This is a genomic window from Vogesella sp. EB, assembly GCF_001037925.1.
GTDB lineage: Bacteria > Pseudomonadota > Gammaproteobacteria > Burkholderiales > Chromobacteriaceae > Vogesella > Vogesella indigofera.
Map to the genome: position 1 here is coordinate 71,422 of NZ_LFDT01000007.1, position 23,577 is coordinate 94,998.

General features: G+C 65.2%; 25 protein-coding genes. 11 read left to right on the plus strand and 14 right to left on the minus strand.

The genetic code is table 11. From position 1 onward, the window contains the following. Position 1 precedes the first annotated feature (1 nt). Complete coding sequence (locus ACG97_RS06125) at positions 2 to 778, plus strand: peptidylprolyl isomerase (protein ID WP_238377268.1); 777 nt, start codon at positions 2 to 4, stop codon at positions 776 to 778. An 85-nt stretch (positions 779 to 863) separates the two neighbouring features. Here ACG97_RS06125 and ACG97_RS06130 read toward each other — a convergent pair whose 3' ends face one another. Continuing rightward, positions 864 to 1,649, minus strand: a complete 786-nt coding sequence (locus ACG97_RS06130) for an enoyl-CoA hydratase (protein WP_047966460.1) — start codon at positions 1,647 to 1,649, stop codon at positions 864 to 866. A 299-nt stretch (positions 1,650 to 1,948) separates the two neighbouring features. Here ACG97_RS06130 and ACG97_RS06135 point away from each other — a divergent pair, with 299 nt between their 5' ends. After that, positions 1,949 to 2,620, plus strand: coding sequence for a sulfite exporter TauE/SafE family protein (locus ACG97_RS06135; RefSeq protein WP_047966461.1), 672 nt, complete (start codon positions 1,949 to 1,951; stop codon positions 2,618 to 2,620). Here ACG97_RS06135 and ACG97_RS06140 read toward each other — a convergent pair. The 6 genes from ACG97_RS06140 to ACG97_RS06165 are packed head-to-tail and all read right to left on the minus strand — an operon-like array spanning position 2,604 to position 6,716. Beyond that, positions 2,604 to 3,476 carry a metal ABC transporter solute-binding protein, Zn/Mn family gene (locus ACG97_RS06140; RefSeq protein WP_238377269.1) on the minus strand — a complete coding sequence of 291 codons (873 nt, stop codon included), beginning with the start codon at positions 3,474 to 3,476 and terminating at the stop codon, positions 2,604 to 2,606. The two genes, ACG97_RS06135 and ACG97_RS06140, sit on opposite strands and share 17 nt — an antisense overlap. 25 nt (positions 3,477 to 3,501) lie before the next feature. Further along, positions 3,502 to 4,326: a metal ABC transporter permease gene (locus ACG97_RS06145; protein ID WP_047966538.1), complete on the minus strand. Its 825-nt coding sequence runs from the start codon at positions 4,324 to 4,326 to the stop codon at positions 3,502 to 3,504. 50 nt (positions 4,327 to 4,376) lie between these two features. After that, the gene (locus ACG97_RS06150) at positions 4,377 to 5,117 is read right to left on the minus strand and encodes a metal ABC transporter ATP-binding protein (protein WP_047966463.1); all 741 of its coding nucleotides are present in this window, start codon (positions 5,115 to 5,117) and stop codon (positions 4,377 to 4,379) included. Next, positions 5,114 to 5,338 (minus strand): hypothetical protein, encoded by a 225-nt coding sequence (locus tag ACG97_RS06155; RefSeq protein ID WP_156167978.1) that lies wholly within the window; start codon positions 5,336 to 5,338, stop codon positions 5,114 to 5,116. Before ACG97_RS06155 ends, ACG97_RS06150 begins: the two co-directional genes overlap by 4 nt. 5 nt (positions 5,339 to 5,343) lie before the next feature. Next, complete coding sequence (locus ACG97_RS06160; protein WP_047966465.1) at positions 5,344 to 6,294, minus strand: GTP-binding protein; 951 nt, start codon at positions 6,292 to 6,294, stop codon at positions 5,344 to 5,346. Further along, positions 6,282 to 6,716: a Fur family transcriptional regulator gene (locus ACG97_RS06165; RefSeq protein WP_047966466.1), complete on the minus strand. Its 435-nt coding sequence runs from the start codon at positions 6,714 to 6,716 to the stop codon at positions 6,282 to 6,284. Before ACG97_RS06165 ends, ACG97_RS06160 begins: the two co-directional genes overlap by 13 nt. A gap of 171 nt (positions 6,717 to 6,887) precedes the next feature. Here ACG97_RS06165 and ACG97_RS06170 point away from each other — a divergent pair, with 171 nt between their 5' ends. After that, positions 6,888 to 7,319: a cytochrome c gene (locus ACG97_RS06170; RefSeq protein WP_047966467.1), complete on the plus strand. Its 432-nt coding sequence runs from the start codon at positions 6,888 to 6,890 to the stop codon at positions 7,317 to 7,319. Between the two features lie 95 nt (positions 7,320 to 7,414). After that, positions 7,415 to 7,843, plus strand: a complete 429-nt coding sequence (locus ACG97_RS06175) for a cytochrome c (protein ID WP_047966539.1) — start codon at positions 7,415 to 7,417, stop codon at positions 7,841 to 7,843. A gap of 69 nt (positions 7,844 to 7,912) precedes the next feature. Here ACG97_RS06175 and ACG97_RS06180 read toward each other — a convergent pair whose 3' ends face one another. Continuing rightward, on the minus strand, positions 7,913 to 8,590 hold the full coding sequence (locus tag ACG97_RS06180) for a cytochrome b/b6 domain-containing protein (RefSeq protein ID WP_047966468.1): 678 nt from the start codon (positions 8,588 to 8,590) through the stop codon (positions 7,913 to 7,915). 197 nt (positions 8,591 to 8,787) lie between these two features. Between ACG97_RS06180 and tyrS the strand changes: the two genes are divergently transcribed. From tyrS to ACG97_RS06195, 3 genes are all read left to right on the plus strand, one after another. Next, positions 8,788 to 10,062, plus strand: a complete 1,275-nt coding sequence (tyrS, locus tag ACG97_RS06185; protein ID WP_047966469.1) for a tyrosine--tRNA ligase — start codon at positions 8,788 to 8,790, stop codon at positions 10,060 to 10,062. A gap of 274 nt (positions 10,063 to 10,336) precedes the next feature. Then, a complete protein-coding gene (locus ACG97_RS06190; RefSeq protein WP_082133664.1) occupies positions 10,337 to 12,862 on the plus strand; it encodes an EAL domain-containing protein in 2,526 nt (841 codons plus the stop codon). Beyond that, on the plus strand, positions 12,859 to 13,617 hold the full coding sequence (locus tag ACG97_RS06195) for a TenA family transcriptional regulator (protein WP_047966470.1): 759 nt from the start codon (positions 12,859 to 12,861) through the stop codon (positions 13,615 to 13,617). The genes ACG97_RS06190 and ACG97_RS06195 overlap by 4 nt, the downstream gene beginning before the upstream one ends. A gap of 28 nt (positions 13,618 to 13,645) precedes the next feature. On the opposite strand, the gene ACG97_RS06200 is transcribed toward ACG97_RS06195, so the two are convergent. From ACG97_RS06200 to ACG97_RS06220, 5 genes are all read right to left on the minus strand, one after another. Further along, complete coding sequence (locus ACG97_RS06200; RefSeq protein ID WP_047966471.1) at positions 13,646 to 14,293, minus strand: hypothetical protein; 648 nt, start codon at positions 14,291 to 14,293, stop codon at positions 13,646 to 13,648. Between the two features lie 79 nt (positions 14,294 to 14,372). Continuing rightward, positions 14,373 to 15,320 carry a lipoyl synthase gene (lipA, locus tag ACG97_RS06205; protein WP_047966472.1) on the minus strand — a complete coding sequence of 316 codons (948 nt, stop codon included), beginning with the start codon at positions 15,318 to 15,320 and terminating at the stop codon, positions 14,373 to 14,375. Then, positions 15,317 to 15,940 (minus strand): lipoyl(octanoyl) transferase LipB, encoded by a 624-nt coding sequence (gene lipB / locus ACG97_RS06210; protein ID WP_047966473.1) that lies wholly within the window; start codon positions 15,938 to 15,940, stop codon positions 15,317 to 15,319. The genes lipA and lipB overlap by 4 nt, the downstream gene beginning before the upstream one ends. A gap of 3 nt (positions 15,941 to 15,943) precedes the next feature. Continuing rightward, positions 15,944 to 16,213 (minus strand): YbeD family protein, encoded by a 270-nt coding sequence (locus ACG97_RS06215; RefSeq protein ID WP_047966474.1) that lies wholly within the window; start codon positions 16,211 to 16,213, stop codon positions 15,944 to 15,946. Positions 16,214 to 16,284: 71 nt separating this feature from the next. Next, positions 16,285 to 17,427 (minus strand): D-alanyl-D-alanine carboxypeptidase family protein, encoded by a 1,143-nt coding sequence (locus ACG97_RS06220; RefSeq protein ID WP_047966475.1) that lies wholly within the window; start codon positions 17,425 to 17,427, stop codon positions 16,285 to 16,287. Between the two features lie 234 nt (positions 17,428 to 17,661). Here ACG97_RS06220 and ilvA point away from each other — a divergent pair, with 234 nt between their 5' ends. Together ilvA and ACG97_RS06230 are read left to right on the plus strand one after the other, a co-directional pair. Continuing rightward, positions 17,662 to 19,191 (plus strand): threonine ammonia-lyase, biosynthetic, encoded by a 1,530-nt coding sequence (ilvA, locus tag ACG97_RS06225; protein ID WP_047966476.1) that lies wholly within the window; start codon positions 17,662 to 17,664, stop codon positions 19,189 to 19,191. Between the two features lie 72 nt (positions 19,192 to 19,263). Next, entirely contained in the window at positions 19,264 to 19,914 is a 651-nt protein-coding gene (locus tag ACG97_RS06230; RefSeq protein WP_047966477.1) for an HAD family hydrolase, read from the plus strand. Positions 19,915 to 19,985: 71 nt separating this feature from the next. On the opposite strand, the gene ACG97_RS17545 is transcribed toward ACG97_RS06230, so the two are convergent. After that, positions 19,986 to 20,159 (minus strand): DUF3330 domain-containing protein, encoded by a 174-nt coding sequence (locus ACG97_RS17545; RefSeq protein ID WP_156167979.1) that lies wholly within the window; start codon positions 20,157 to 20,159, stop codon positions 19,986 to 19,988. Positions 20,160 to 20,394: 235 nt separating this feature from the next. Here ACG97_RS17545 and ACG97_RS06235 point away from each other — a divergent pair, with 235 nt between their 5' ends. Both ACG97_RS06235 and ACG97_RS06240 read left to right on the plus strand, forming a co-directional pair. Further along, complete coding sequence (locus ACG97_RS06235; RefSeq protein ID WP_082133665.1) at positions 20,395 to 21,939, plus strand: FecR domain-containing protein; 1,545 nt, start codon at positions 20,395 to 20,397, stop codon at positions 21,937 to 21,939. A gap of 5 nt (positions 21,940 to 21,944) precedes the next feature. Beyond that, a complete protein-coding gene (locus ACG97_RS06240; RefSeq protein WP_047966479.1) occupies positions 21,945 to 23,531 on the plus strand; it encodes a CHASE2 domain-containing protein in 1,587 nt (528 codons plus the stop codon). Positions 23,532 to 23,577: the final 46 nt, after the last annotated feature.

Consider the following 23,577-nt stretch of genomic DNA (forward strand, 5'->3'; position numbering starts at 1 on the left):
GATGAACTTCCCTTTGAAAAAAACCCTGATTGCCGTCAGCCTGCTGACCGCCACTGCCGCCGCGTTCGCCACTTCGGTCAATGGCGTTGCCATCAGCCAGCAGCGTATTGATGCCATCACCCGCATGATGGAAGCGCAAGGCCAGAAATCGACGCCGGAAATGGCGCAAATGGTCAAGGACCAGCTGATCACCGCTGAAATCCTGCGTCAGGAAGCGGTGAAGAAGGGGCTGGACAAGTCCGCCGACTACCTCGCCGAGATCGAGAACGCCAAGGCGATGGCACTGGCCAACCGCCTGATCAAGGAACACCTGCGCACCAACCCGGTGACCGATGCCCAGGCCCGTGCCGAGTACGACAAGGTGAAAGCCGAGTTCCCGGAGCGCAAGAGCTTTGACGCCAGCCACATCCTGGTGAAGACCGAAGCCGAAGCCAAGGCCGTGATCGACGCGCTGAAAAAAGGCAAGCCGTTCGCGCAGCTGGCCAAGGAAAAATCGCTGGATCCGGGCTCCAAGGACAACGGTGGCAACCTGGGCTGGAACGAGCCGGGCACCTTCGTGGCCCCGTTCTCCGAGGCGATGGTGAAGCTGGCCAAGGGCCAGGTGACTGCCACCCCGGTGAAGACCGATTTCGGCTTCCACGTCATCAAGCTGAACGACGTGAAAGTGGAAGCGGCGCCACCGCTGGAAACCCTGCGTCCACAGCTGGAGCAGCGCATCCAGTCGCAGCGCATCGAAGCACTGATCAAGTCGCTGAAGGCCAGCGCCAAGGTGCAGTAAGAAGGCTCAGTAAGCCCGCGTGCTTCCGCCATGAAAAAACCGGCCGCTGGCCGGTTTTTTCATGGCTAAGCGAGCCGCACGACGTTCAGTCGTCGTCCTGCTCCGCCCAGCCCGGCTCGCGCTTCTCGTTGAAGGCACGCACGCCTTCCAGCTGTTCCGCACTGCCGATCAGCGCCAGGAAGGCCGCCTTTTCCGCCGCCAGCTGTGCGGCCAACGTTTGCGCAGGACTGGCTTCGATCAGCCGCCGTGCGGCGTGGATCGCCTGTGGCGACTGCTCGCGCACCCGCGCCGCCAGGCTCAGCGCCACGATCTTGGCCAGCCCGCTTTCCACCACCTCTTCCACCAGCCCGATGGCCAGCGCCTTGTCGGCGGTCACGAACTCGCCGCCGAGAATGAGCCGCTTCGCCCATGGCACGCCGACGCGGTCGGTCAGCGCCTTGGTGCCGCCGGCACAGGGAATCAGCCCGACACGCGCCTCCGGCAGCCCGAGGCTGGCACCGCGCTCGGCCACGATGTAGTCGCAGGCCAGCGCGCACTCCAGCCCGCCGCCCAGCGCGAAGCCGTTCACCGCCGCCACCGTCACGCCGGGATAGTGGCGCACCGCGTCAAACGCCAGCGCAAAGGCGTCTGCCACCTTGCCAGCCTGCGCGGCCGCGCCGTCGCCAAACAGCGCGAGATCGGCACCGGCCGAGAAGTAGCGCTCGCCGGCGCCGGTCAGCACCACCGCGCGGATGGCGGTGTCGGCCGCCAGCGCGTCCATCGCCCGGGCCAGCTCCTGCAACGACTCTATCGTCCACACATTGGCCGGCGGGTTGTTGATCGTGACAATTGCTGATTGCCCAAGACGTTCGACAATGATTTTTTGTGTCATGTGGCACTCCTCCAGCCTCGACAAAGCCCAGCTGAAGCGCAATATTCAACAGCGTTATTCACCGTGGATTCACCGAAAAAAATGGCTACCTTGTGAGCATTGACGCGGGTTTGCTAGCTTTAACCATGGACTATGTTGCTGATTTTGCAAGTTTCGCCCCGCCGGGCAAATGGCGGCGCAATTTGCTGCCAGCCATTCAATAGACCGCGTTTACAAATGGCCGACCGCGACAAGTTCCGCGCCGCGGCCGGGCCCGGCTGCTACACTAGCGGCCATCTTTTTTGCCTGCGTTGTCACCCATGCTGGAAATCAGTCTGCTGTCCCTGTTTCTTGCCGGCCTGCTTGGCGGCGTGCACTGCCTCGGCATGTGTGGCGGCATCGTCACCGCCATTTCGCTGGGCAAGTCGCAAACGGCGCCGCTGTGGCACCTGCTGTGCTACAACGTTGGCCGCATCGGCAGCTATGTCTGTGCCGGCGCGCTGCTCGGCGGCCTGGCGCAGTGGGGGCTGAGCCAGGCGGCGTACCAGCCGCTGCAAACCGCGCTGTTCATTGCGGCCAACCTGCTGCTGATCCTGCTCGGTCTGTACCTGGCCGGTCTGTCCGCCGCCATCACCCGCATCGAACACCTCGGGCGGCCGCTGTGGCGGCGCCTGCAGCCGCTGACCCGCCGCTACCTGCCGGTGCGCACCGCCCGCCAGGCACTGCTGGCCGGTGCGATCTGGGGCTGGCTGCCGTGCGGGCTGGTCTATACCGCCAGCATCGCCGCGCTGGCCTCCGGCGGTGCCGGCCAGGGTGCGCTGGTGATGCTGGCCTTCGGCCTTGGCACCCTGCCCAACCTGCTGCTGATGGGGCTGTTTGCCAGCAAGCTGCAGCAGCTGAAACAGCAACGGCCAGTCCGCCTGGTGGCGGGACTGGCCGTGATGGCACTCGGTGGCTGGCACCTGTGGCTGCTGCTTACATCGACTGGCTAAGCGCGGTCACGTTGCTGCGGAACATCTCCAGATAGCTGCGCGCGCCGGGCTGGCTGGACAGCGCATCGGAGTACAGCTTGCCGCCGACCTTGACGCCGGCTTCTTTCGCCAGCTGGTCGATCAGGCGCCGGTCGGACATGTTCTCGATGAACACCGCCTTCACCTGTTCCTTTTTCACCTGACGGATCAGCTGCGCCACCGACTTGGCCGAGGCCTCGGCGTCGGTGCTCACCCCTTGCGGCGCCATGAAGCGGATCGCGTAGCGCTGGCCGAGGTAGGCGAAGGCATCGTGCGAGGTCAGCACCTTGCGCCGCGCCGCCGGCACCGCGGCAAACTGCTTGCCGGCCCAGCTGTCCAGCTCCTGCAGTCGCGCCTTGTAGGCGGCAGCGCGCTCGCGGTAGTAAGCGGCGCCGGCGGCATCGGCGCGGCTGAGGCCGGCGGCGATGTTGTCGACATAGCGCAGCACGTGCTGCGGGTTGTGCCAGGCGTGCGGATCGGCACGGCCGTGGTCATGGCCATGCTCGTCGTGGCCGTGCTCGTCTTCCGCCACCTCTAGCGGCTTGATGCCGTTGCCGGCGGTCACGGTCACGCCCTTGAAGTTGGCCGACTTGTTCAGACGATTGATCCAGCCTTCGAAACCGAGGCCGTTGACCACGAATACCTTGGCCTCGGCCAGCTTCTTGACATCGGCCGGCTTGGGCTGGAACACATGGGCGTCCTGGTCGGTACCAACCAGCGACACCACGCTGACGCGCTCGCCACCGACTTCGCGGGTGATGTCGGCCATGATGCTGAAGCTGGCGACCACCGGCAGGTTGGCCCACGCCGCCAGCGGCGACAACAGCAGGCTGCTCACAATAATTTTCCGTACGTTCACGCGCTCAACTCTCCAAATGACGTTGCCGCAGCAGGCGGGGCAACACGCCGCCCTGCGGGGCAACAAACAGCGAAACGATATAGAACAGGCCGGCCAGCAGGATGATGCACGGCCCGGACGGCAGCTCGACGTGATAGGACAGCAGCAGCCCACCCATGCCCGCCAGCGCGGCGATCAGGAAGGCCGCCAGCAGCATGCCGCCGACGGTGGCCGCCCACAGCCGCGAGCAGATCGCCGGCAGCATCATCAGCCCCACCGACATCAGCGTGCCCAGCGCCTGGAAGCCCGACACCAGATTCAGCACCACCAGCAGCAGGAACAACAGGTGCCACACGCTGCCGTGGCCGCCGACCGCACGCAGGAACACCGGATCGAGGCTTTCCAGCAGCAGCGGGCGATAGATCACCGCCAGCGTCAGCAGCGTCACGCTGGCGACGCTGGCCACCAGCAGCAGCGCGGCATCGTCCACTGCCAGCACCGAGCCGAACAGCAGGTGCATCAGGTCGACATTGCTGCCGCTGCTGGACACCAGCAGCACGCCGATGGCCAGCGACAGCAGATAGAAGGCGGCAAAGCTCGCGTCTTCCTTGATCTCGGTAAAGCGCGTCGCCAGCCCGGCAAAGCCGGCCACCAGCACGCCGGCGACAAAGCCGCCGAGGCTCATCGCCGGCAGACTCAGACCGGCAATGAGGAAGCCGACCGCGGCGCCAGGCAGCACCGCGTGGCTCATCGCGTCGCCGACCAGGCTCATGCGCCGCATCACCAGGAACAGGCCGACCGGCGCGCTACCCAGCGCCAGCGCCAGGCACGCCACCAGCGCGCGGCGCATGAAGGCGAATTCGACAAAGGGCGCCAGCACCCATTGGTACAGGAAATCGATCACTGAATTACTCCATCCACGCGGCACACCGGGGCATTGGCCGACCAGTGCGCGGCGGTATCGCTGGCGCGGCGCAGCTTGTCCGCGGTCAGCACCTCGGCGGTGTCGCCCCAGGCGATCACCTCGCGCGCCATCAGCAGCGTCTGCGGAAAGTGCTCGCGCACCTGCTGCTCGTCGTGCAGCACCGCGATCACGGTGCGCCCTTCCGTCTTCCAGCGTTCTACCAGCGCCAGCAGGTCGGCGGTGGTGGCGGCGTCGACGGCGTTGAACGGTTCGTCGAGCAGAATCAGCGGCGCGTCCTGCACCAGGATGCGGGCGAACAGCACGCGCTGGAACTGGCCGCTGGACAGCGCCGCGATCGGACGGGTGGCGAAGTCCTCCAGACCGACGGTCACCAGCGCGTTCCACGACGCGTCGTCATCGTTGCGGCCAACCTTGCCGAACAGGCCGCTGCGCTGCCAGTGACCGCTGGACACCAGATCGATCACCGACACCGGCAGCGAACGGTCGATTTCCGACTGCTGCGGCAGATAGGCCATGTCGCGACGTGCCACGCCGCGCATCAGCACGCGGCCGGCATCCGGCTTCAGCGCGCCCATGATGGCTTTCAGCAAGGTGCTCTTGCCGGCGCCGTTGGGGCCGAAGATCGCCGTGGCCTGGCCGTCGGCAAAACTGCCGCTGACGTGGTGCACGGCGGGGTGGCGACGGTAGGATACCGTCAGGTTTTCCAGGCGGATCATGCCACCTCCTGCAATGCCCAGTGCACCAGCAGCCACAACGCGGCCAGCGGCAGCGCGGCCAGCAGCAGACGCTGGCCGGCGGACAGCGACAGCAGGCGCCAGCGCGGCAGGTGCGAGGTTTCTCCGGCGGCATGCGGGTGCGGATGGGAGTGGGCATGCGCGGCGCCGTGTGCGTGCGCATGATCGTGCGAATGGTGCTCGTGCTGATGGGAAGGTGTCATGCCGCTCATGCCCCGTTCTCGCTGCCGGCCGGCAATACGCAGGCCTGGATGGCGGCTTCCAGCGCGTCGGCGTCGATCTGGCTGCCGATCACCTCGAAGCGGCTGTCGCGGCGCCACGCCACCTGGTTGGCCGCCCACTGCCCTTCGGTCCAGTTCAGCCACAGCCAGGTATCCAGCACGCGGAACACGCCCTTGGCGCGCACCAGGCCGTCGACCAGCTGCGGCAGGCGGTCGAACAAGTCGGTCAGCGCCTCGCCGGAGAACTCCGCTTCCGGCGCGAAAGTCCAGCCCTGCGACTGCCAGCCGGAAGCATCGCCCGGCCGTACCGCCGGCCGGTAGCGCGACTTGTTCTGCACCGCGGCGTCCAGCCACGCAGGATCGGCGGCGCCGTCGCAGATCTCGGCGATCAGCGACTTGGGCGGAAACAGCGCGGCGGCCTTGTCGCGGTATGCGGCCAACGTTGGCGCGTCGGCGAGGTCGCACTTGGTGGCCAGCAGCACGTCGGCAATCATCACCTGGTCGCGGTACAGCGGCTGGCGGAAGTAGTCGTTGTTGGCGAACTGGCGTGGATCGACCAGCGTCATCACCGCGCCCACTTCCAGCGCGTTGCCCAGCGGCTCGGCGCGCAACTCGTCGATCAGCCCGGCGGCGTGAGCGAGGCCGCTGGCCTCGATGATCAGCCGGTCCGGCCGCTCACGGCGCAACAGGTTGGCGACGGTGACCGTCATCTGCGGCCCGGCGACGCAGCACAGGCAGCCGCCAGCGATCTCGGCAATCGGCAGCTCGCCGTTGTCCAGCACCGCGCCGTCGATGCCGATCTCGCCGAACTCGTTGACGATGATCGCCCATTTTTCATGTTGTGGCCGCTGCGCGATCAGGTGGCGCAGCGCCGTGGTCTTGCCCACCCCGAGAAAGCCGGTGAGCACGTTGACAGTGGTTTTTTTCATACTCGACATGCCTGGCACAGTCCGGTCAGTAAAAGGTTTTGTTGTGCGATGGCAAAGCCCTGCGCTGCCGCCTGCTGTCGCAGTGTGTCCAGCGCCGGCGCCGCCTCCAGCTCGTTGACGCTGCCACAGGCGGTGCACACCAGGATCAGCCCTTCGTGGCAGCAGCCGACGTGGCTGCACACGATATAACCGTTGAGCGCGTCGACCTTGTGCAGCAGACCGGCTTCCACCAGGAAGTCCAGCGCCCGGTACACCGTCGGCGGTGCGGCAATGCCGCGCTCGCGCTGCAGATCGGCCAGCACCTGATAGGCCTTGACCACGCCTTCGTGCGCCAGCACCAGCTCCAGCACCTGACGGCGCAGCGCGGTCAGCTTCACGCCTTGTTGCTGGCACTGGTGGTCGGCCGCGGCCATAAAGCCAGCTTTATCCATGACAAGTCACCGGGAGTTAAAAGAATGAGGGAGACAATTAGCAGCAATTCTTAAATGTTACTATATAACAACACCGTTAACAACTGTTAACCGCCCGCCGCTTCGATGGTGCAGTGCGGTGTGCTAAGCTGTCGGCATTGATTGCCTACCCCATCCGTAAGGAGCCTGCAGATGAAACAGCTACTGCTCACCGTGTTGTCCTGTACCGTGCTACTGAGCCCGGCATTTGCCGCCGACCCGGTCGCCCAGCGCCAGGAAATCTTCAAGCAGTACAAGCAAACCGTCGGCACCATGGCCAAGACCGTGAAGGGCGAAACGCCGTACAGCAAGGACGAGTTCGCCAAGCTGGCCGCGCACCTGGATGCGCTGGCGCAGCAGCCCTGGCAGCACTTCCCGGCCGGCAGCGACAAGGGCAAGACCGACGCCCGCGCCGAGATCTGGAGCAAGCCGCAAGACTGGAAAGCCGCCATCGACAAGCACAAGACCGAGACCGCCAAGCTGAAGCAGACCGCCGCCGGCGGTGACCTCGCCGCGATCAAGGCGCAGTTTGGCGCCACCCAGAAAACCTGCAAGGCCTGTCACGACAGCTTCCGCAACGACTGAGTCCGGCGTCCGCCACCGCGTTCAGCCCCGAGCGGGGCTGAACTTTTTTGGGCGCCCGGCGCCCAATGGCCACCCTCCCCACCCGCATCAAGATCATGAAAAAAATTCTCCTGCTTGCCACCCTCGCCCTCCTTGCCACCACCAGCCAGGCCGGCCCCGGCGAAGACCGCCAGAAAGCCTTCAAACAGGTACTGCGCAGCTTCGAGCCGATGGGGGTGATGCTGCGCGGCAGCGGCTATCGCAAGGATGTGTTCATCAAGCACGCCGACGCGCTGAAAGCGGTCGCAGCGGCCCCGTTCAGCCAGTTCAAGCCGGGCACCATCGACGACGTCAGCCGCGCCAAGCCGGCGATCTGGAGCGAGCCGGCAAAATGGAAGGCCGAACAGGACAAGTTCCTGCTCGCGGTTGACCAGCTGCAGAAAACCGCGCGCGGCGACGACCTCGCCGCCATCCGCCGCGATTACGGCGCCGTGGCCGCCAGCTGCAAGGCCTGTCACGACAGCTTCCGCGGCCCGATGCGCTAAGCGGCGCAGCACCCAAGCAAAAACCGCCAGCCCTTATCGGCTGGCGGTTTTTTCATGACCGCTGACGACTCAGGCCGCCATGCTGGCCGCCAGCCACGGTACGCCACCAAACACCAGCAGCGCCACCAGCAGCAACAGCAACAGCGCCAGCCACAGCGGCGCAAAGCGCAACGGTGCGGCATCGGCCGGCAGCGCCTTCATCCCGCTCAGCATCGGGCGCACCAGATCGGTGTTGCGGCCAACCTTGTAGAACAGCACCGCCAGCACATGCACCGCCGCCAGCAGCAGCAATACGTCAAACGACGACTTGTGCCAGCCGGTAACCTGCTCGGCCAGCTCGCCGTCGATCAGCACCTTCAGCGGGCCGTCGTAGAGGTAGCTGTTGACGTCTGCGGCAAACAGCCCCAGCCCGGCCTGCAGCAACAGCGCCAGCAGCAGCGCCAGCACCATCCAGCCGCCCAGCGGGTTGTGTCCCGGCTGCGCCATCACCGGCAGCTGCCCGGCCAGATAGGCACGGATACGCGCCGGCCCGGCGAGAAAACTGCTGAAGCGCGCCGTCTGGCTACCACACAGCCCCCACAGCACGCGGAACAACAGCAGCACCAGCATCAGCATGCCAAGGCGCAGATGCCATTCCATCCAGTCGCCGCCCTGCTCGCCGGTGAACCACAGCCCGGCAAAAACCGGCAACATCGTCCAGTGAAACAGCCGCGTCGGCACATCCCACACCTTGATCATCCTGCTCATGTTTGCTGCATCCTTTCCTGTTTGCGCGACTGGCGGCCAAGCCCGGCATTGTTCACCCAAAGCCGGGCCGCCACCAGAGCGCGCGTTACGAAGCGTCATTTTCGGTTAAAATCGCCATCTTTTGTTGCAACGCCAACAGGCGCAATCGTTACCGCGCGGCCCACAGCCCGCGTCCTGCTCATGTGGAGAAGAAATACATGCACCAATCCAGCCTTATCCAGGAACTGCAAGCTCGCGGCCTGATCGCCCAGCAAACCGACGCGGCGGCACTCGACGAACTGCTGGCTAAGGAAAGTGTGACCTTGTATTGCGGCTTCGACCCGACCGCCGACAGCCTCCACCTCGGCCACCTGGTACCGGTGCTGGTACTGCGCCGCTTCCAGCAAGCCGGCCACCGCCCGATCGCCCTCGTCGGCGGCGCCACCGGCATGATCGGCGACCCCAGCTTCAAGGCCACCGAGCGCAAGCTGAACACTCCGGACGTGATCGCAGGCTGGGTCGACAAGATCCGTGGCCAGGTATCGCCGTTCCTGAGCTTTGAAGGCGATAACGCCGCGATCATGGCCAACAACTACGACTGGTTTGGCGGCATGGGCGCGCTGGAGTTCCTGCGCGACATCGGCAAGCACTTCTCGGTCAACCAGATGATCAAGAAGGAATCGGTACAGCAGCGCATCAGCCGCGAAGACCAGGGCATCAGCTACACCGAATTCAGCTACAGCCTGCTGCAGGGCTACGATTTCACCGAGCTGAACCGCCGCCACGGCTGCAGGCTGCAGATCGGCGGCTCCGACCAGTGGGGCAACATCACCGCCGGCACCGACCTCACCCGCCGCATCAACCAGCAACACGTGTTCGGCCTGACCCTGCCGCTGGTGACCAAGGCCGACGGCACCAAGTTCGGCAAGACCGAAGGCGGCGCGATCTGGCTGGACGCGAGCAAGACCTCGCCGTACGCGTTCTACCAGTTCTGGCTGAATACCGCCGACGCCGACGTGTACAAGTTCCTGCGCTACTTCAGCTTCCTGTCGGTGGCCGAGATCGCCGCCATCGAAGAGCAGGACAAGGCCAGCGGCAGCAAGCCGCAAGCGCAGCGCATCCTGGCGGAACAGGTCACCGCGCTGGTGCACGGCCAGGATGCCGTGGCCGCCGCGCAGCGCATCAGCGCCAGCCTGTTCTCCGGCAGCCTGCACGAGCTGACCGCGTCCGACTTCGCGCAGCTGGCACAGGACGGCATGCCCAGCCTGCAACTGCCACGCGACAGCAGCGGCCTGATCGACGCGCTGGTGGCCGGCGGCCTGGCCAAGTCCAAATCGGAAGCGCGCACCTTCATCCAGAGCGGCGCCGTCAGCGTCAACGGCACCAAGATCGACAGCCTCGAACACCAGATCAGCGACGGCGAGCGCCTGTTCGGCCACTACAGCCTGCTCAAGCGCGGCAAGAAGCACCACACCCTGCTCTGCTGGCAATAAGCAACTGCGGCCAACGTTGGCCGCAGCTTGCCGCCGACAGCCATGCCTTTGCATGGCTGTTTTCATTTCTGCCACCGAATCGGGAAAATTAACTATTCAGCGTAGGCAAGGCTATCTATTATCCGTAATGACATCAGCAAAACAATAATTGCCGCGCCGGCGCAGCCGCCACCGGCCACCGCAGCACCCGGGACAACACCGCACGACAAGGCCTGACCTGAACCACCGCGGGCAGCGACGACGCCGCCCGCCATTTGCCGGGGTGAGCAAGGGCATGACACAACACCGCAATCGCAATACCACGCAGCTGCCCGGCCTGGTCTGGCCGTTCATTGCCGTTGCCCTGCTGCTGGCGGCACTGGGCGGCGTCAGCCTGGAGATCCAGTCCGCGGTGCGTTCCTACGTCAGCGGCGAGAGCCTGTGGTCCAAAGGGCAAAAAGATGCCATCTACTATCTCACCCTGTACGCCGACAGTCATGACGAACGCCACTTCCACCAGTACCAGACCGCCATCGCCATCCCGCTCGGCGACCACGCCGCGCGCATGGCGCTGGAACAGCCGGTGCCGGATCTGGCGCTGGCCCGCGCCGGCTTCCTGCAGGGCGGCAACCACCCGCAGGACATTGCCGGCCTGATCTGGCTGTACCAGAACTTCCGCCAGTTCAGCCACCTGCAACAGGCGATTGCGCACTGGGAATTCGGCGACCGCAACCTGCAGGCGCTGACCGGGCTGGCCGAGCAGATGCACTTCCAGATCAGCGGCGGGCTGGCCAGCCCGCGCGACATTGTCGAGTGGAAGGCGGAAATCTACGCCATCAACGACCGCCTCACCCCGATGGAGAAAGCCTTTTCCGACACCCTCGGCCAAGGCTCGCGCGTCATCCAGCGGCTATTGCTGGCCGCCAACCTGGCCAGCGCCGCGCTGCTGATCCTGCTGGCGCTGTTTCGCACCCGCAAGCTGCTGGGCCAGCGCCAGTCCTTCGAAAGCGCGCTGCAGGCGGAAAAGGAACGCGCGCAGGTCACCCTCGCCTCCATCGGCGACGCGGTGATCACCACCGACGCCGACGGCCTGACCGCCTACATGAACCCGGCGGCGGAACAGCTGACCGCGTGGACGGTGGCGCAGGCGCAGGGGCTGCCGCTCGGCTCGCTGTTCCGCATCGTCGACGAGGACTCCCAGCAGGAAGGGCTGGCGCTGATCGAGCAGATCCTGGCCGGCGGCCACAGCCACGGCAGCAGCAGCCACTCCCAGCTGATGGTGCGCCTGGACGGCAGCGCGGTGTCGGTGGCGCTGGTGGCGGCGCCGATCCACAGCGACGGCCAGATCAGCGGGGCGGTGCTGGTACTGCACGACATGACGCGGGAGCGGCAGTACATCGCCAGCCTGTCGTGGCAAGCCTCGCACGATGCACTGACCGGTCTGGCCAACCGCCGCGAGTTCGAATACCGACTGGAGCAGGCACTGGCCAATCTCGACCGCCAGCACGAAGGCCACCAGCAACACGCGCTGATGTTCCTCGACCTTGACCAGTTCAAGGTGGTCAACGACACCTGCGGCCACGCCGCCGGCGACGAGCTGCTGCGCCAGATCTGCCTGCTGCTGCAGCAGCGGCTGCGCGACAGCGACACCCTCGCCCGCCTCGGCGGCGACGAGTTCGGCATCCTGCTGGAGCAATGCCCGGTCGATGCCGCGCTACAGATTGCCGAAAGCCTGCGCCAGACGGTACAGGACCTGCATTTCGTGTGGGGCGGCCGCCCGTTCAACGTCAGTGTCAGCATCGGCCTGGTACACATCACCGGCGCACTGACCACGCTTGCCGAGGCGCTGCGCGCCGCCGACGTTGCCTGCTACATGGCCAAGGAAAAGGGGCGCAACCGGGTACAGCTCTACCATCCGGACGATTCGGAACTGTCGCTGCGCTTTGGCGAGATGGCCTGGGTGCAGCGCATCCACCTGGCGCTGGAGGAGCAGCGGCTGTGCCTGTACGCGCAGGAAATCGCACCGCTGGGCCGCGACAGCGACAGTGGCAGCCATGTCGAGCTGCTGCTGCGCCTGCACGACGAGGTTGGCCGCCTGGTGCCGCCGATCAGCTTCATCCCGGCGGCGGAGCGCTACGGGCTGATGCCGCTGATCGACCGCTGGGTGGTGCAGAACGCGTTCACCATCCTCGCCGCGCGGCTGCGCTGCTACAAGGCAACGCCGATCGGCACCTGCGCCATCAACCTGTCCGGCACCACCATCGGCGACCAGGCGTTTCTGGACTTCCTGCGCGAGCAGTTCCGCCTGCATGCGATCCCGCCGCGCATGATCTGCTTCGAGATCACCGAGACCAGCGCCATCGCCAATCTCGCCAGCGCCATCCACTTCATCACCGAGCTGCAGACCCTCGGCTGCCGCTTCTCGCTGGACGACTTCGGCGCCGGCATGTCCTCGTTCACCTACCTGAAGCACCTGCCGGTGGACTACCTGAAGATCGACGGCGGCTTCGTCAAGGACATGCTCGACGACCCGATCGACCGCGCCATGGTCGAGGTCATCAACCACATCGGCCACGTGATGGGCAAGCGCACCATTGCCGAATTCGTGGAAACACCGGCGATGCTGCAGGCGCTGGCCGACATCGGCGTCGACTACGCGCAGGGTTACGCCGTGGCCAAGCCGCAGCCGTTCAACTGCGACTGCGAGCTGCAGCACGACTTCCGCCGCGTCTGCGCGACACCTGCGGGGGTTGCGCCCGCCATCACGCAGTCTGCCGTGCCGCCACAGCCGGCCAACAGCAGCCAGGGCGCGACGCCGTGAACCGCGAGTTCGTGCGCAGCGGCGCATTACGCAGCCCGCACAGCTATCCGGAATGGGCGCAGCAGCTGCTTGCCGACTGCGCCGCCGCCAGGCAGCGCGTGGTGCGGCACGAGTTCTACCAGCGGCTGCGCGATGCCGAGCTCGGCGATGACGCACTGCGGCTGTTCCTGATCGGGGTGTGGCCGGTGGTCGAGCAGTTTCCGCTGTACATGGCGCAAAACCTGCTCAAGACCCGCTATGGCCGCCATCGCGGCGAAGACATGGCGCGGCGGTTTCTGGTGCGCAACATCCGTGTCGAGCAGAACCACGCCGACTACTGGCTCGCGTGGGCCGCCGCCTGCGGCATCGCGGCGACCGAGCTGCAGGCGCAGCGGGTGCCGGAGCCATTGCAGCAACTCGGCCACTGGTGCCGGCACAACAGCCGCCACCACTCGCTACTGCTGGCGCTGGCCGCCACCAATTACGCCATCGATGGCGCCACCGGCGAGTGGACGCAACTGGTCTGCGCGCCGGGCATCTATGAAGCCTCGCTGCCCGCGATGCAGCGTAAGAGCGCGATGCGCTGGCTGAAGCTGCACGCCCGCTACGACGACGATCACCCGTGGGAAGCGCTGGACATCGTCTGCACCCTGGCAGGGCGCGACGCCGACGCCGGCACGCGCCGAGCGCTGCAAGCCGCCATCGGCAACAGCTACCACTACATGCAGCTGGCCCTCGACTGCTGCCTGCAACAGGAACAGGCCGTGCCGGGCTAGCCGGTGCGCCAGCCCAGGGTTGGCCGCATCAACCGACGCTGACGCGCAGGTCGCAACCACCCTCTGCCGCCACGTCGTGATAGCGCAGCAGCCCCGGCACATCGGCCGGTAGCGCCTCGTCCACCGGTTTGCCCTGCAGCAGCGCCAGTGCCGGCCGCACCACCGCCGCCAGCAAGGCTTCGTTGCTATCCAGCGCCGCCAGCTGCAGCGTATAAGTCCACTCCGCGCCGAAGTGGGATTCGCTCTCCTCCCACCACAGCAGGCGGTTGCCGCGGTTTTCCCACGGCTGCCACGCGCTGGCCGGGAAGCCAACAAAGGCATCGTACTCAAAGGCAAACTCACAGGCCCAGTGCGCCACGTGCAGCACCGCGCCCACCGGCGTGCCATCCTGTTGCAGCGGCACGCCGTCACCGGCAAGGCTGACCTGGTAATTGAGCCAGCCGCCGATGAATTCCTTCCTTTTCTTGTTGCGCACGATCAGCGGCAGGCTGCTGGCCAGTGCCACCCGCCCCAGCGCCGGCACTTGCTGCACGCTTTCCTCGACACTGCCAAGCTTGTGGCACAGCTTGGCCGCGCCGAGCACCTCGCCCAGCAGCGCATCCAGCTGCTGTTGCAGGGCCTTGGCGTGACGCCATTGTTCGTTACTGATGGCAGCGGGCTGGGCGTCATGGTTCATGCGATGGTGTCCTTGTATTGCGAAATCAAAAACAACAACGGCGCCCACTGGCGCCGTTGTCGGAGTGTTGCGGCCAACCTTACACGCCGGCCTCGTGAGCCTGCACGTCAGCGTGATAGCTGGAACGCACCATGGCACCGACGGCGGCGTGCTTGAAGCCCATTTCGTAGGCACGGGTTTCGTACTGTTTGAACACGTCCGGATGCACGTAGCGCAACACCGGCAGGTGACCGTCGGTCGGCTGCAGGTACTGGCCGATGGTGATCATGTCGATATCGTGGGCGCGCATGTCGGCCATCACTTCGTACACTTCTTCATCGGTTTCGCCGAGGCCGACCATGATGCCGGACTTGGTGCGCACTTCCGGATTACGCGCCTTGTACTCTTTCAGCAGCGTCAGCGAGTGCTGGTAGTCGGAGCCGGGACGGGCCTGCTTGTACAGGCGTGGCGCGGTTTCCAGGTTGTGGTTCATCACGTCCGGCGGTGTGGCGCTGAGGATGTCCAGCGCGATGTCAAGACGGCCGCGGAAGTCCGGCACCAGCACCTCGATCTGGGTGCCCGGCGACTGCTTGCGCACTTCGCTGATGCAGTCGGCAAAGTGCTGGGCACCGCCGTCGCGCAGGTCGTCACGGTCGACCGAGGTCACCACCACGTAGCGCAGCTTGAGCGCGGCCACGGTTTCGGCGAGGTGGATCGGTTCCTGCGCGTCCAGCGGGTTCGGGCGGCCGTGGCCGACGTCACAGAACGGGCAGCGGCGGGTACAGATGTCGCCCATGATCATGAAGGTGGCGGTGCCCTTGCTGAAGCATTCGCCGATGTTCGGGCAGGTCGCCTCTTCACAGACGGTGTGCAGCTTCTGCTCGCGCAGGATCTGCTTGATCTCGTTGAAACGCTGGCCATTGGGCAGCTTGGCGCGAATCCACTCCGGCTTTTTGAGCTTTTCGTCGAGCGGCACGATCTTGATCGGAATGCGTGCCGTCTTGTCAGCGCCTTTGTGTTTTACGCCAACCTGGTTTTCCAGTTTCATGCTGTCTCCTTCATCACCGTCAGGTGTCGCTCCAGCTGCGGCAGCAGCCGTTCGGCGGCTTGCGCAACGGTCAGCGCAACGCCTTGTTCTTTGATTTGCGTGACCTTGAGGCCGGCATAGCCGCAAGGGTTGATCCACAGGAACGGCGTCAGGTCCATGTCCACGTTCAGGCTCAGCCCGTGGTAGACGGCACCGTTCTTGATGCGCAGGCCCAGCGATGCGATCTTCTCGCCGCCGACATAGACCCCGGGGGCGTTGACATCGCCGTAGGCGGCAATGCCCAGCTCACCCAGCATGTCGATGATCGCCTGCTCGATGCGGCGCACCAGCTCACGCACGCCGATGCCCATACGCTTGAAATCGATCAGCAGGTAGACCACCAGCTGGCCGGGGCCGTGGTAGGTGACCTGGCCGCCGCGATCGCACTTCACCACCTCGATGCTGCTGGGCATGATCAGGTGCTCCGGCTTGCCGGCCAGGCCCAGGGTGTACACCGGCGGGTGCTCGACACACCACAACTCGTCCGGCGTTGCTTGCGTGCGGCTGTCGGTGAAGGCCTGCATGGCCTGCCAGGTCGGCGTGTAGTCGACCAGACCCAGCTGTTTGACGAGGCGGCTCATCACTTACAGCGCAAACTTGACGAGGGAATGGCTGGACAGCGCGCGGTAGATGTCGTCCAGCTGCTCGCGCGACATCGCGGTCACGGTGATGGTCAGCGACACGTAACGGCCACTGGAGCTGTCACGCGCCACGATGTCGGTGATGTCCAGATCCGGCGCGTGCAGGCGCACCACTTCGAAAATGGTGGGGTGGAAGTCCGGATGCTGCTCGCCCATCACCTTGATCGGGAAGCGGCACGGAAACTCCATCAACTCTTTCTGCTCTTCACTCATGGTTCTGTACTCGAATATTCCTGATGTTCAAGGTTGGCCGCAGTCAGGTGCGGCCAACCTTGCGTGGCGCCTTACCAGCCCAGCCACAACTTGAGGCTATCCCACAGGCGGCTGAAGAAGCCACCCTCTTCCACCGCCTTCAAGGCCTGTACCGGGCGCTCCAGCAGTACCTTGCCGTCCAGCGACACGGTCAGCTTGCCGACTTCCTGGCCCTGCTTGATCGGCGCGATCACCGGCTGCAACGTTTTCATTTCCGCCTTCAGGCGGCTGGTTGCGCCCTTGCTGACGGTGATGTGCACGTCGCGGTCAAAGCCGATGGCCAGCGTCGAGGCGGCCCCCTTGTATACCGGCAGCGTCGAGACGGTTTGTCCGGCAGTATACAATTTGGGCGTTTCGAAAAACTGCAAGCCGTAGTTGAGCAATTTCGAGCTTTCCACCGCGCGCGCTTCCGGGCTGGCGGTGCCGACCACAACCGACAGCACGCGGCGGCCGTCGCGGCGGCTGGAGGCGATCAGGTTGTAACCGGCGCCCTCGGTGTGACCGGTCTTCATGCCGTCCACGTTCGGGTCGCGGTACAGCAGCAGGTTGCGGTTCGGCTGGGTGATGTTGTTATAGGTAAACGACTTGATCGAATAGGTCGGGTAGTACTGCGGGAAATCATGGATGATCGCCGCCGACAGCGTCGCCAGATCGCGCACCGAGGTAAAGTGCTCGGGGTCCGGCAGACCGGTGGAATTCTTGAAGTTGCTGGCCTTCATGCCCAGGCGCTTGGCCTCGGCCGTCATCATCTGCGCGAACACTTGTTCGCTGCCGGCAATGGCTTCGGCCAGTGTCACGCAGGCGTCGTTGCCGGACTGCACGATCATGCCCTTGATCAGGTTGTCGACCGTGACCGGCACTTTCGGGTCGAGGAACATGCGCGAGCCTTCCTGCTTCCAGCCCACCTGCGACACGGTCAGCATCTGGTCCAGCGTCAGGCGTTTTTCCTTCAGCGCCTTGAAGGTGAGATAGGCCGTCATCAGCTTGGTCAGCGAGGCAGGTTCGACACGCATGTCCGGATCGCGGGCCGCGATGATCTGGCCACTCTGATAGTCCATCAGAAAATACGCTTTCCCCGCGATTTCCGGAACCGGCGGCACGAAAGCGGTACTGGCCTGGGCCAGCGTGGAGAGAGACAAGGCGGCTACAAGCAGTGCAGAGGTAATCTTTTTCATCAGAGGCAAAACACGATTAGGGTGGGTTCAAGGCAAAGCAGGCGGGGATTATACACCCAAGCCCGCGCTTCATTCGCGCCGCGACGCAGGTTTTTCTTTACAAAACAAGCCCGCGCACTGCGCCGACCGCCGCCGCAATGCAGCAATCTTTGCCTTACGGCGCTTTTCGCTGGCACTTGGTTCCTGTTAATCTGGTGATTCACAAAAAAAGACATCATCCGGACACCGATCACCATGCCGCATCCCAAGGACTATCTAGAACGCATTCTTACTTCCAACGTCTACGACGTGGCCATCGAGAGCCCGCTGGACGTGGCGGCCAACCTCAGCCGCCGCACCGGCAACACCATTCTGCTCAAGCGCGAAGACTTGCAGCCGGTGTTCTCGTTCAAGCTGCGCGGCGCCTACAACAAGATGTCCAAGCTGACGCCGGAACAGCTGGCCCGCGGCGTGATTACCGCCAGCGCCGGCAACCACGCGCAGGGCGTAGCGCTGTCGGCGCAGCGCATCGGCTGTGAAGCCACCATCGTGATGCCGGTCACCACCCCGCAGGTGAAGATCGACGGCGTCACCCGTCGCGGCGGCAAGGTGGTGCTGGCCGGCGAATCGTTCAGCGACGCCTACCAGCACACCATGAAACTGGTGGCCGAAAACGGCATGACCTACATCCCGCCGTTTGACGACCCGGACGTGATCGCCGGCCAGGGCACCATCGGCATGGAAATCCTGCGCCAGCACCCCGGCCCGATCGACGCGGTGTTCGTCGCCATCGGCGGCGGCGGCCTCGCCGCCGGCGTCGCCAGCTACATCAAGCGGCTGAAGCCGGAAATCAAGATCATCGGCGTGCAGCCGGTCGATTCCGACGCCATGAAGCAGTCGATCGAGGCCGGCCACCGCGTCGAGCTGAAGGATGTCGGTCTGTTCGCCGATGGCGTGGCGGTGAAGCTGGTGGGTGAGGAAACCTTCCGAATCTGCCGCGAGCTGCTGGACGAGATCATGCTGGTCGATACCGACGCCATCTGCGCCGCGATCAAGGACATCTTCGAGGACACCCGCTCCATCACCGAACCGGCCGGCGCGCTGGCGGTGGCGGCGGTCAAGACCTATATCGAGCGCGAAGGCTGCAGCGGCAAGACCTTTGTCGCCATCAACTGCGGCGCCAACATGAACTTCGACCGCCTGCGCCACGTGTCGGAGCGCTCCGAACTTGGCGAGCGCCGTGAGGCGGTGATCGCGGTCACCATCCCGGAGAAGCCGGGCAGCTTCAAGAAGTTCTGCAGCGTGGTCGGCAACCGCAACATCACCGAATTCAACTACCGCTTTGCCGATCCGAGCATCGCCCACGTGTTTGTCGGGGTGCAGATCAGCGGCAAGGAAGACGTTGCCCGCATCGTGGCCGACCTGCAAGCCAACGAGCTGGACGGGCTGGACCTGACCGACAACGAGCTGGCCAAGCTGCACATCCGCCATCTGGTCGGCGGCCACGCGCCGCAGCTGAAAGACGAGCGCGTGTTCCGCTTCGAGTTCCCGGAACGTCCGGGCGCGCTGATGCGCTTCCTGGATGCGATGCACACCAACTGGAACATCAGCCTGTTCCACTACCGCAACCATGGCGCCGACTACGCGCGCGTGCTGGTCGGCATCCAGGTGCCAAGCGAGGACAATGCCGCGTTCCAGCAATTCCTCGACAGCCTCGGCTACCCGTGCGTGGAAGAAACCAACAACCCGGCGTACAAGCTGTTCCTCGGCAAGACCGTCCGCTGAACCACCCCGCCCGCTTGCGGCCAACCTTGTCCCAAGGTTGGCCGCAAGCCATTACCGGAGACTGCAGCAATCATGATCAAGGCCGTACTGTTTGACCTTGACGGCACCCTCGCCGACACCGCCCGCGACCTGGGCGCCGCCCTCAACCGCCTGCTGGCCGAAGAAGGCCTGCCGCCGCAACCGTATGCCGCAGTGCGCCCGATCGCCAGCCACGGCGCCCGCGGCCTGGTCAGCCTCGGCTTCGGCATCGACAAGAGCCACCCGCGCTTCGAGGAATACCGGCTGCGCTTCCTCGACCTGTACGAACACAGCTTTGCCGACGAAACGGTGCTGTTTGACGACATCAACGCGCTGCTGCGCGAGATCGACGCCCGCGGCCTGAAGTGGGGCATCGTCACCAACAAGCCGATGCGCTTTACCGACCGGCTGGTGCCGGCGCTGCCGTTTGCGGTGCCACCGGCGGTGGTGGTCAGCGGCGACACCGTCGGCGTCGCCAAGCCGGATCCGGCACCGATGCTGCACGCGGCCCAGCAAATCGACATCGCGCCGGAGCACTGCCTGTATGTCGGCGATGCCGAGCGCGACATCCAGGCCGGCCGCGCGGTCGGCATGAAAACGGTACTGGTCAACTGGGGCTATATCGCCGACAGCGACGACACCGACAGCTGGCAGGCCGACATCACCATCGACCAGCCACTGGCGCTGCTGCCTCACCTGTCCTGACACAACAAGGCCGCCATGCCATCTCGGCATTGCGGCCAACCTTTTGCCACGTTCACCTGCGGTACGGCGCCTCAGCCGGGCAATACCTCCAGCGGCGGCGGTGACTCGCCCGGCACTTCATGCTGGTGCCAGCGCACATAGCAGTTCAGGCCACAGTAGTGCGCCACATAGTCGGTTACCTCGCACTCGCCACTATCGGGCGGCAGGCTGTCGAGACAGACGCTGCACTCCAACACGGTATCCATGACACACTCCCTGCAATCAACAACCCTGTTTTAACGCTAGGCCAGCCAGCGCAGCTGGGGAAATCAATTATCGCAATGTCGTCAATAGCTTAGCCGCGAATCACCCTACCGCAACACCGCACGGCAGCTTTCCCCCCTTGGCCAGCAAGCAGCGCGGCACGCCGCGATATCCACCACGGCACGCTTCAAGCTCTTATAATGCCAAGTTGATAAAAACAGCCTGCCGACCACACTCATGCGTTCTCTACCGACTCTGCTGCCACTCTTGCTGTGCCTCCCCCATCTGGCCCAGGCTGCCGACACCGATGAATGGCGCTATACCGTGCAGCGTGGCGACACGCTGTGGAGCATCGCCCGTCAGCACCTGCGCTCGATTGCCCACGTCCCGGCGCTGCAGCAGAAAAACGCCATTCGCGATCCTTATGTCCTGACGCCCGGCAGCGTGGTGCGCATTCCAACGCAGTGGATGCGGCAACACACCGGCAAGGCCACGGTGACCGACCTGATCGGCAGCGCCAGCCTCGGCAACGGCAAGCAGCAAACGGCACTGGTCAACGGCAACAGCTATCCGCTGCAGGCCGGCCACATCATCAGCACCGGCCCCAACAGCCTGCTGAAGCTGCTGCTGGAAGACGGCAGTCTGGTCAGCATCGGCGCCAATGCCCGCTTCACCATCCAGCAGGCGGTGCACTACCCGAGCACCGGCGCCAACGCCACCTGGCTGAATATCGAACGCGGCAGCGTCGACAACCATGTCAGCAAGAACCCGCTGATGCCCAATCGCCACACCATCCAGACACCGAGCGCGATTACCGCGGTGCGCGGCACCGTCTTCCGCGTCCATGTCGACGGCGACCGCCGTTCCGCCACCGAGGTGAGCGAGGGCCAGGTGGAGGTCAGCGCCGCCGGCTACAGCGAACAGATCGGCGGCGGCTTCGGCAGCGTCACCCGTCGCGGCGAGGTACCGGGCAAGAGCACGGCGCTGCCGCCTCCGCCAGAGCTCGGCCAGCTGGGCGGCACGCAGGCGTTTTCTCCCGCCATCCTGCAGTGGCCACCGGTGGCGGGCATCAGCCGCTATCCCGTGCAATTGCTGCGCACCGCCCCGGAACGCCGCATCGTCGGTGACACGACGGCCGTCAGCAATCACAGCTATCCGGCGCTGGACAACGGCGAGTACCGGCTGCTGGCGCGCAGCGAGCTGGACAACGGCCTGCAAGGCCGCGTTGCCAGCCAGGACTTCCGCGTCCACGCCTTCCCGACCCCGCCGCTGGTCGTCAGCCCGGCCCCCGACACCCGCCTGCGTGGCCTTGAAGTGCGTTTTGTGGTCAGCGGCGATGCCGGCAGCCGCTACCGGCTACGGCTGGCGCGGGACGCGGCGTTCAGCCAGCCGCTGCTGCATGACTTCTCGCGGCAGGACAATCGCCTCACCCTGCCGGAGGGCGGTCACTGGTTCTGGCAGATCGCCCGCCTGGACGCCAGCCAGCAGCCCGGCCCCTACAGCCAGACCTACCAGCTGCAGGCCGGCACCGGCTGGTGGCGGGCCAGCCACTACCGCGGCACCACGCTCAGTGCCCGCCCCTACCCGCTGGCCAATGCCCGCTACCAGCTGCGACTGACCCAGCTCGACCAGCCGCAGGCACCGCTGCAACTGGATGGCGATAGCCCGCGCTGGCAGCTGGCGGAGCGCCTGTTCCCCGGCCGCTACCGGGTCAGCTATCGCGTCACCACCCCCGATGGCTATCTGGCACAAGAGCCGGATGACATCTTGCTGCTAGACTGAACAGCATGCGCCCACACACTCCCAAGCGCCTGCCCGCCTTCATCCTGCCGGCACTGGTGCTGCTGGTCAGCCTGCTGCCCAACCGCCTCGACCTCTGGTTTCAGGACCGGCTCGGGCAGCTGCTGGCGCAAGCGGCCAGCGACGATATCGTCATCGTGGCCATCGACGAGAAAAGCCTGGCCGAGCTGGGGCGCTGGCCGTGGCCGCGCGAACTGCTGGCCGGCGCCATCGACAAACTGGGTAATGCCCGGGCCGTCGGCCTCGATCTGGTGCTGGCCGAACCGTCGGCCAACCCCGAATCCGATCAGGCGCTGGCCGAGGCCCTGCGCCGCAACGGCAAGGTGTTCCTGCCCGCCGTCCCCGAGGTCAGCAACAACCAGCTGGTGGAAACCCTGCCGCTGCGGATGTTTGCCGAGGCCGCCAAGGGCATCGGCATGATGGATTACCCGCTGGATCAGGACGGTCTGATCCGCCGCACCTATCTCGCCAGCGGCCTGGGCCAGCCACGCTGGCCGGCATTTACCGCACTACTGGCCGGCCTGCCGCCCCCGGTCATGGCGCTGGACACACCGGTTCTCAACAATCGCTGGCAGCGCCACGACGAACGCCTGCTGCCGCATCTGGACGGCGAGCTCGGTTTTCCCAGCCTCTCCTTTGTCGACATCCTCAACCACAACGGCAACATCGAGGCGCTGACCGGCAAGACCGTACTCATCGGCGCCACCGCCTCCGGCCTCGGCGACAGCCACCTGACACCGATGCAGGCCGACTGGCCGGCAACCAGCGGCGTCGTCATCAACGCCGCCACCACCCAGGCGCTGCAAAGCCAGAGCCTGGTCCGCCCGCTGGACACCGCCTATCTGCCGCCGCTGCTGCTCGGGCTGACACTGCTGTGGCAATGCCTGCTGCGACGGCGCTACCGCGAAAAAAGCATCCAGGCCGTCGCCATCTACAGTGCCACCCTGCTGGCAGGCGCCGTATTGCTGCTGCAACTGCAGCAGCTATATCTGCCGCTGGCCTCGCTGATCACGCTGCTCATGCTGGCCACGGTGACCGACTACTTCCTGCAGCAGAGCCACTTCAAGCGCCTCGCCCTCACCGACAAGCTGACCGGCCTCGCCAACCGCCACCACTTTGACGATCGCTTCATATTCACCCTGCAACAGGCACAACTGACACGCAAACCGCTGGCGCTGCTCATCATCGATGTCGACTACTTCAAGCGCTACAACGACCACTACGGCCACGCCGCCGGTGACGACGTGCTGAAAAAGATCGCCACCGTCGTCGAAAAAGCCGTCCGCAACAGCCATGACCTCGCCGCCCGCATCGGCGGCGAGGAGTTCGCCATCCTGCTGCCCGGCGCCACTCCCGAGCAGGCACTGGACATTGCCGCCACCCTGCGCCAGCAACTGCTGCTGCTGCAGATCCCTCACCAGCAAAGCCCGGTTGGCCGCGCCTCGTGCAGCATCGGCGTGCTGTCGCAAGTGCCGCAGGCAGACGACACCACGCGCAGCCTGTTCGAAAAGGCCGACAAGGCACTGTACGCCGCCAAGCACAACGGCCGCGACCGCGCCGAAATCGCGAATTGAATCAAGCCACTGCTGGCGCGTGGCTATACCTTCAGGTATACTGAAA

What these genes read in the sequence shown, in the direction of transcription:
- ACG97_RS06240 (WP_047966479.1), top strand. Translation starts at nt 21,945, where the DNA reads ATGCGCCCACACACTCCCAAGCGCCTGCCCGCCTTCATCCTGCCGGCA.
- ACG97_RS06175 (WP_047966539.1), top strand. Translation starts at nt 7,415, where the DNA reads ATGAAAAAAATTCTCCTGCTTGCCACCCTCGCCCTCCTTGCCACCACC.
- ACG97_RS06125 (WP_238377268.1), top strand. Translation starts at nt 2, where the DNA reads ATGAACTTCCCTTTGAAAAAAACCCTGATTGCCGTCAGCCTGCTGACC.
- lipA (WP_047966472.1), bottom strand. Translation starts at nt 15,320, where the DNA reads ATGAAACTGGAAAACCAGGTTGGCGTAAAACACAAAGGCGCTGACAAG.
- ACG97_RS06135 (WP_047966461.1), top strand. Translation starts at nt 1,949, where the DNA reads ATGCTGGAAATCAGTCTGCTGTCCCTGTTTCTTGCCGGCCTGCTTGGC.
- ACG97_RS06145 (WP_047966538.1), bottom strand. Translation starts at nt 4,326, where the DNA reads ATGCGCCGCGCGCTGGTGGCGTGCCTGGCGCTGGCGCTGGGTAGCGCG.
- ACG97_RS06170 (WP_047966467.1), top strand. Translation starts at nt 6,888, where the DNA reads ATGAAACAGCTACTGCTCACCGTGTTGTCCTGTACCGTGCTACTGAGC.
- ACG97_RS06130 (WP_047966460.1), bottom strand. Translation starts at nt 1,649, where the DNA reads ATGACACAAAAAATCATTGTCGAACGTCTTGGGCAATCAGCAATTGTC.
- lipB (WP_047966473.1), bottom strand. Translation starts at nt 15,940, where the DNA reads ATGAGCCGCCTCGTCAAACAGCTGGGTCTGGTCGACTACACGCCGACC.
- ACG97_RS06155 (WP_156167978.1), bottom strand. Translation starts at nt 5,338, where the DNA reads ATGACACCTTCCCATCAGCACGAGCACCATTCGCACGATCATGCGCAC.
- ACG97_RS06190 (WP_082133664.1), top strand. Translation starts at nt 10,337, where the DNA reads ATGACACAACACCGCAATCGCAATACCACGCAGCTGCCCGGCCTGGTC.
- ACG97_RS06220 (WP_047966475.1), bottom strand. Translation starts at nt 17,427, where the DNA reads ATGAAAAAGATTACCTCTGCACTGCTTGTAGCCGCCTTGTCTCTCTCC.
- ACG97_RS06215 (WP_047966474.1), bottom strand. Translation starts at nt 16,213, where the DNA reads ATGAGTGAAGAGCAGAAAGAGTTGATGGAGTTTCCGTGCCGCTTCCCG.
- ACG97_RS06160 (WP_047966465.1), bottom strand. Translation starts at nt 6,294, where the DNA reads ATGTCGAGTATGAAAAAAACCACTGTCAACGTGCTCACCGGCTTTCTC.
- ACG97_RS06150 (WP_047966463.1), bottom strand. Translation starts at nt 5,117, where the DNA reads ATGATCCGCCTGGAAAACCTGACGGTATCCTACCGTCGCCACCCCGCC.
- ACG97_RS17545 (WP_156167979.1), bottom strand. Translation starts at nt 20,159, where the DNA reads ATGGATACCGTGTTGGAGTGCAGCGTCTGTCTCGACAGCCTGCCGCCC.
- ACG97_RS06230 (WP_047966477.1), top strand. Translation starts at nt 19,264, where the DNA reads ATGATCAAGGCCGTACTGTTTGACCTTGACGGCACCCTCGCCGACACC.
- ACG97_RS06165 (WP_047966466.1), bottom strand. Translation starts at nt 6,716, where the DNA reads ATGGATAAAGCTGGCTTTATGGCCGCGGCCGACCACCAGTGCCAGCAA.
- ACG97_RS06200 (WP_047966471.1), bottom strand. Translation starts at nt 14,293, where the DNA reads ATGAACCATGACGCCCAGCCCGCTGCCATCAGTAACGAACAATGGCGT.
- ACG97_RS06180 (WP_047966468.1), bottom strand. Translation starts at nt 8,590, where the DNA reads ATGAGCAGGATGATCAAGGTGTGGGATGTGCCGACGCGGCTGTTTCAC.
- tyrS (WP_047966469.1), top strand. Translation starts at nt 8,788, where the DNA reads ATGCACCAATCCAGCCTTATCCAGGAACTGCAAGCTCGCGGCCTGATC.
- ACG97_RS06235 (WP_082133665.1), top strand. Translation starts at nt 20,395, where the DNA reads ATGCGTTCTCTACCGACTCTGCTGCCACTCTTGCTGTGCCTCCCCCAT.
- ilvA (WP_047966476.1), top strand. Translation starts at nt 17,662, where the DNA reads ATGCCGCATCCCAAGGACTATCTAGAACGCATTCTTACTTCCAACGTC.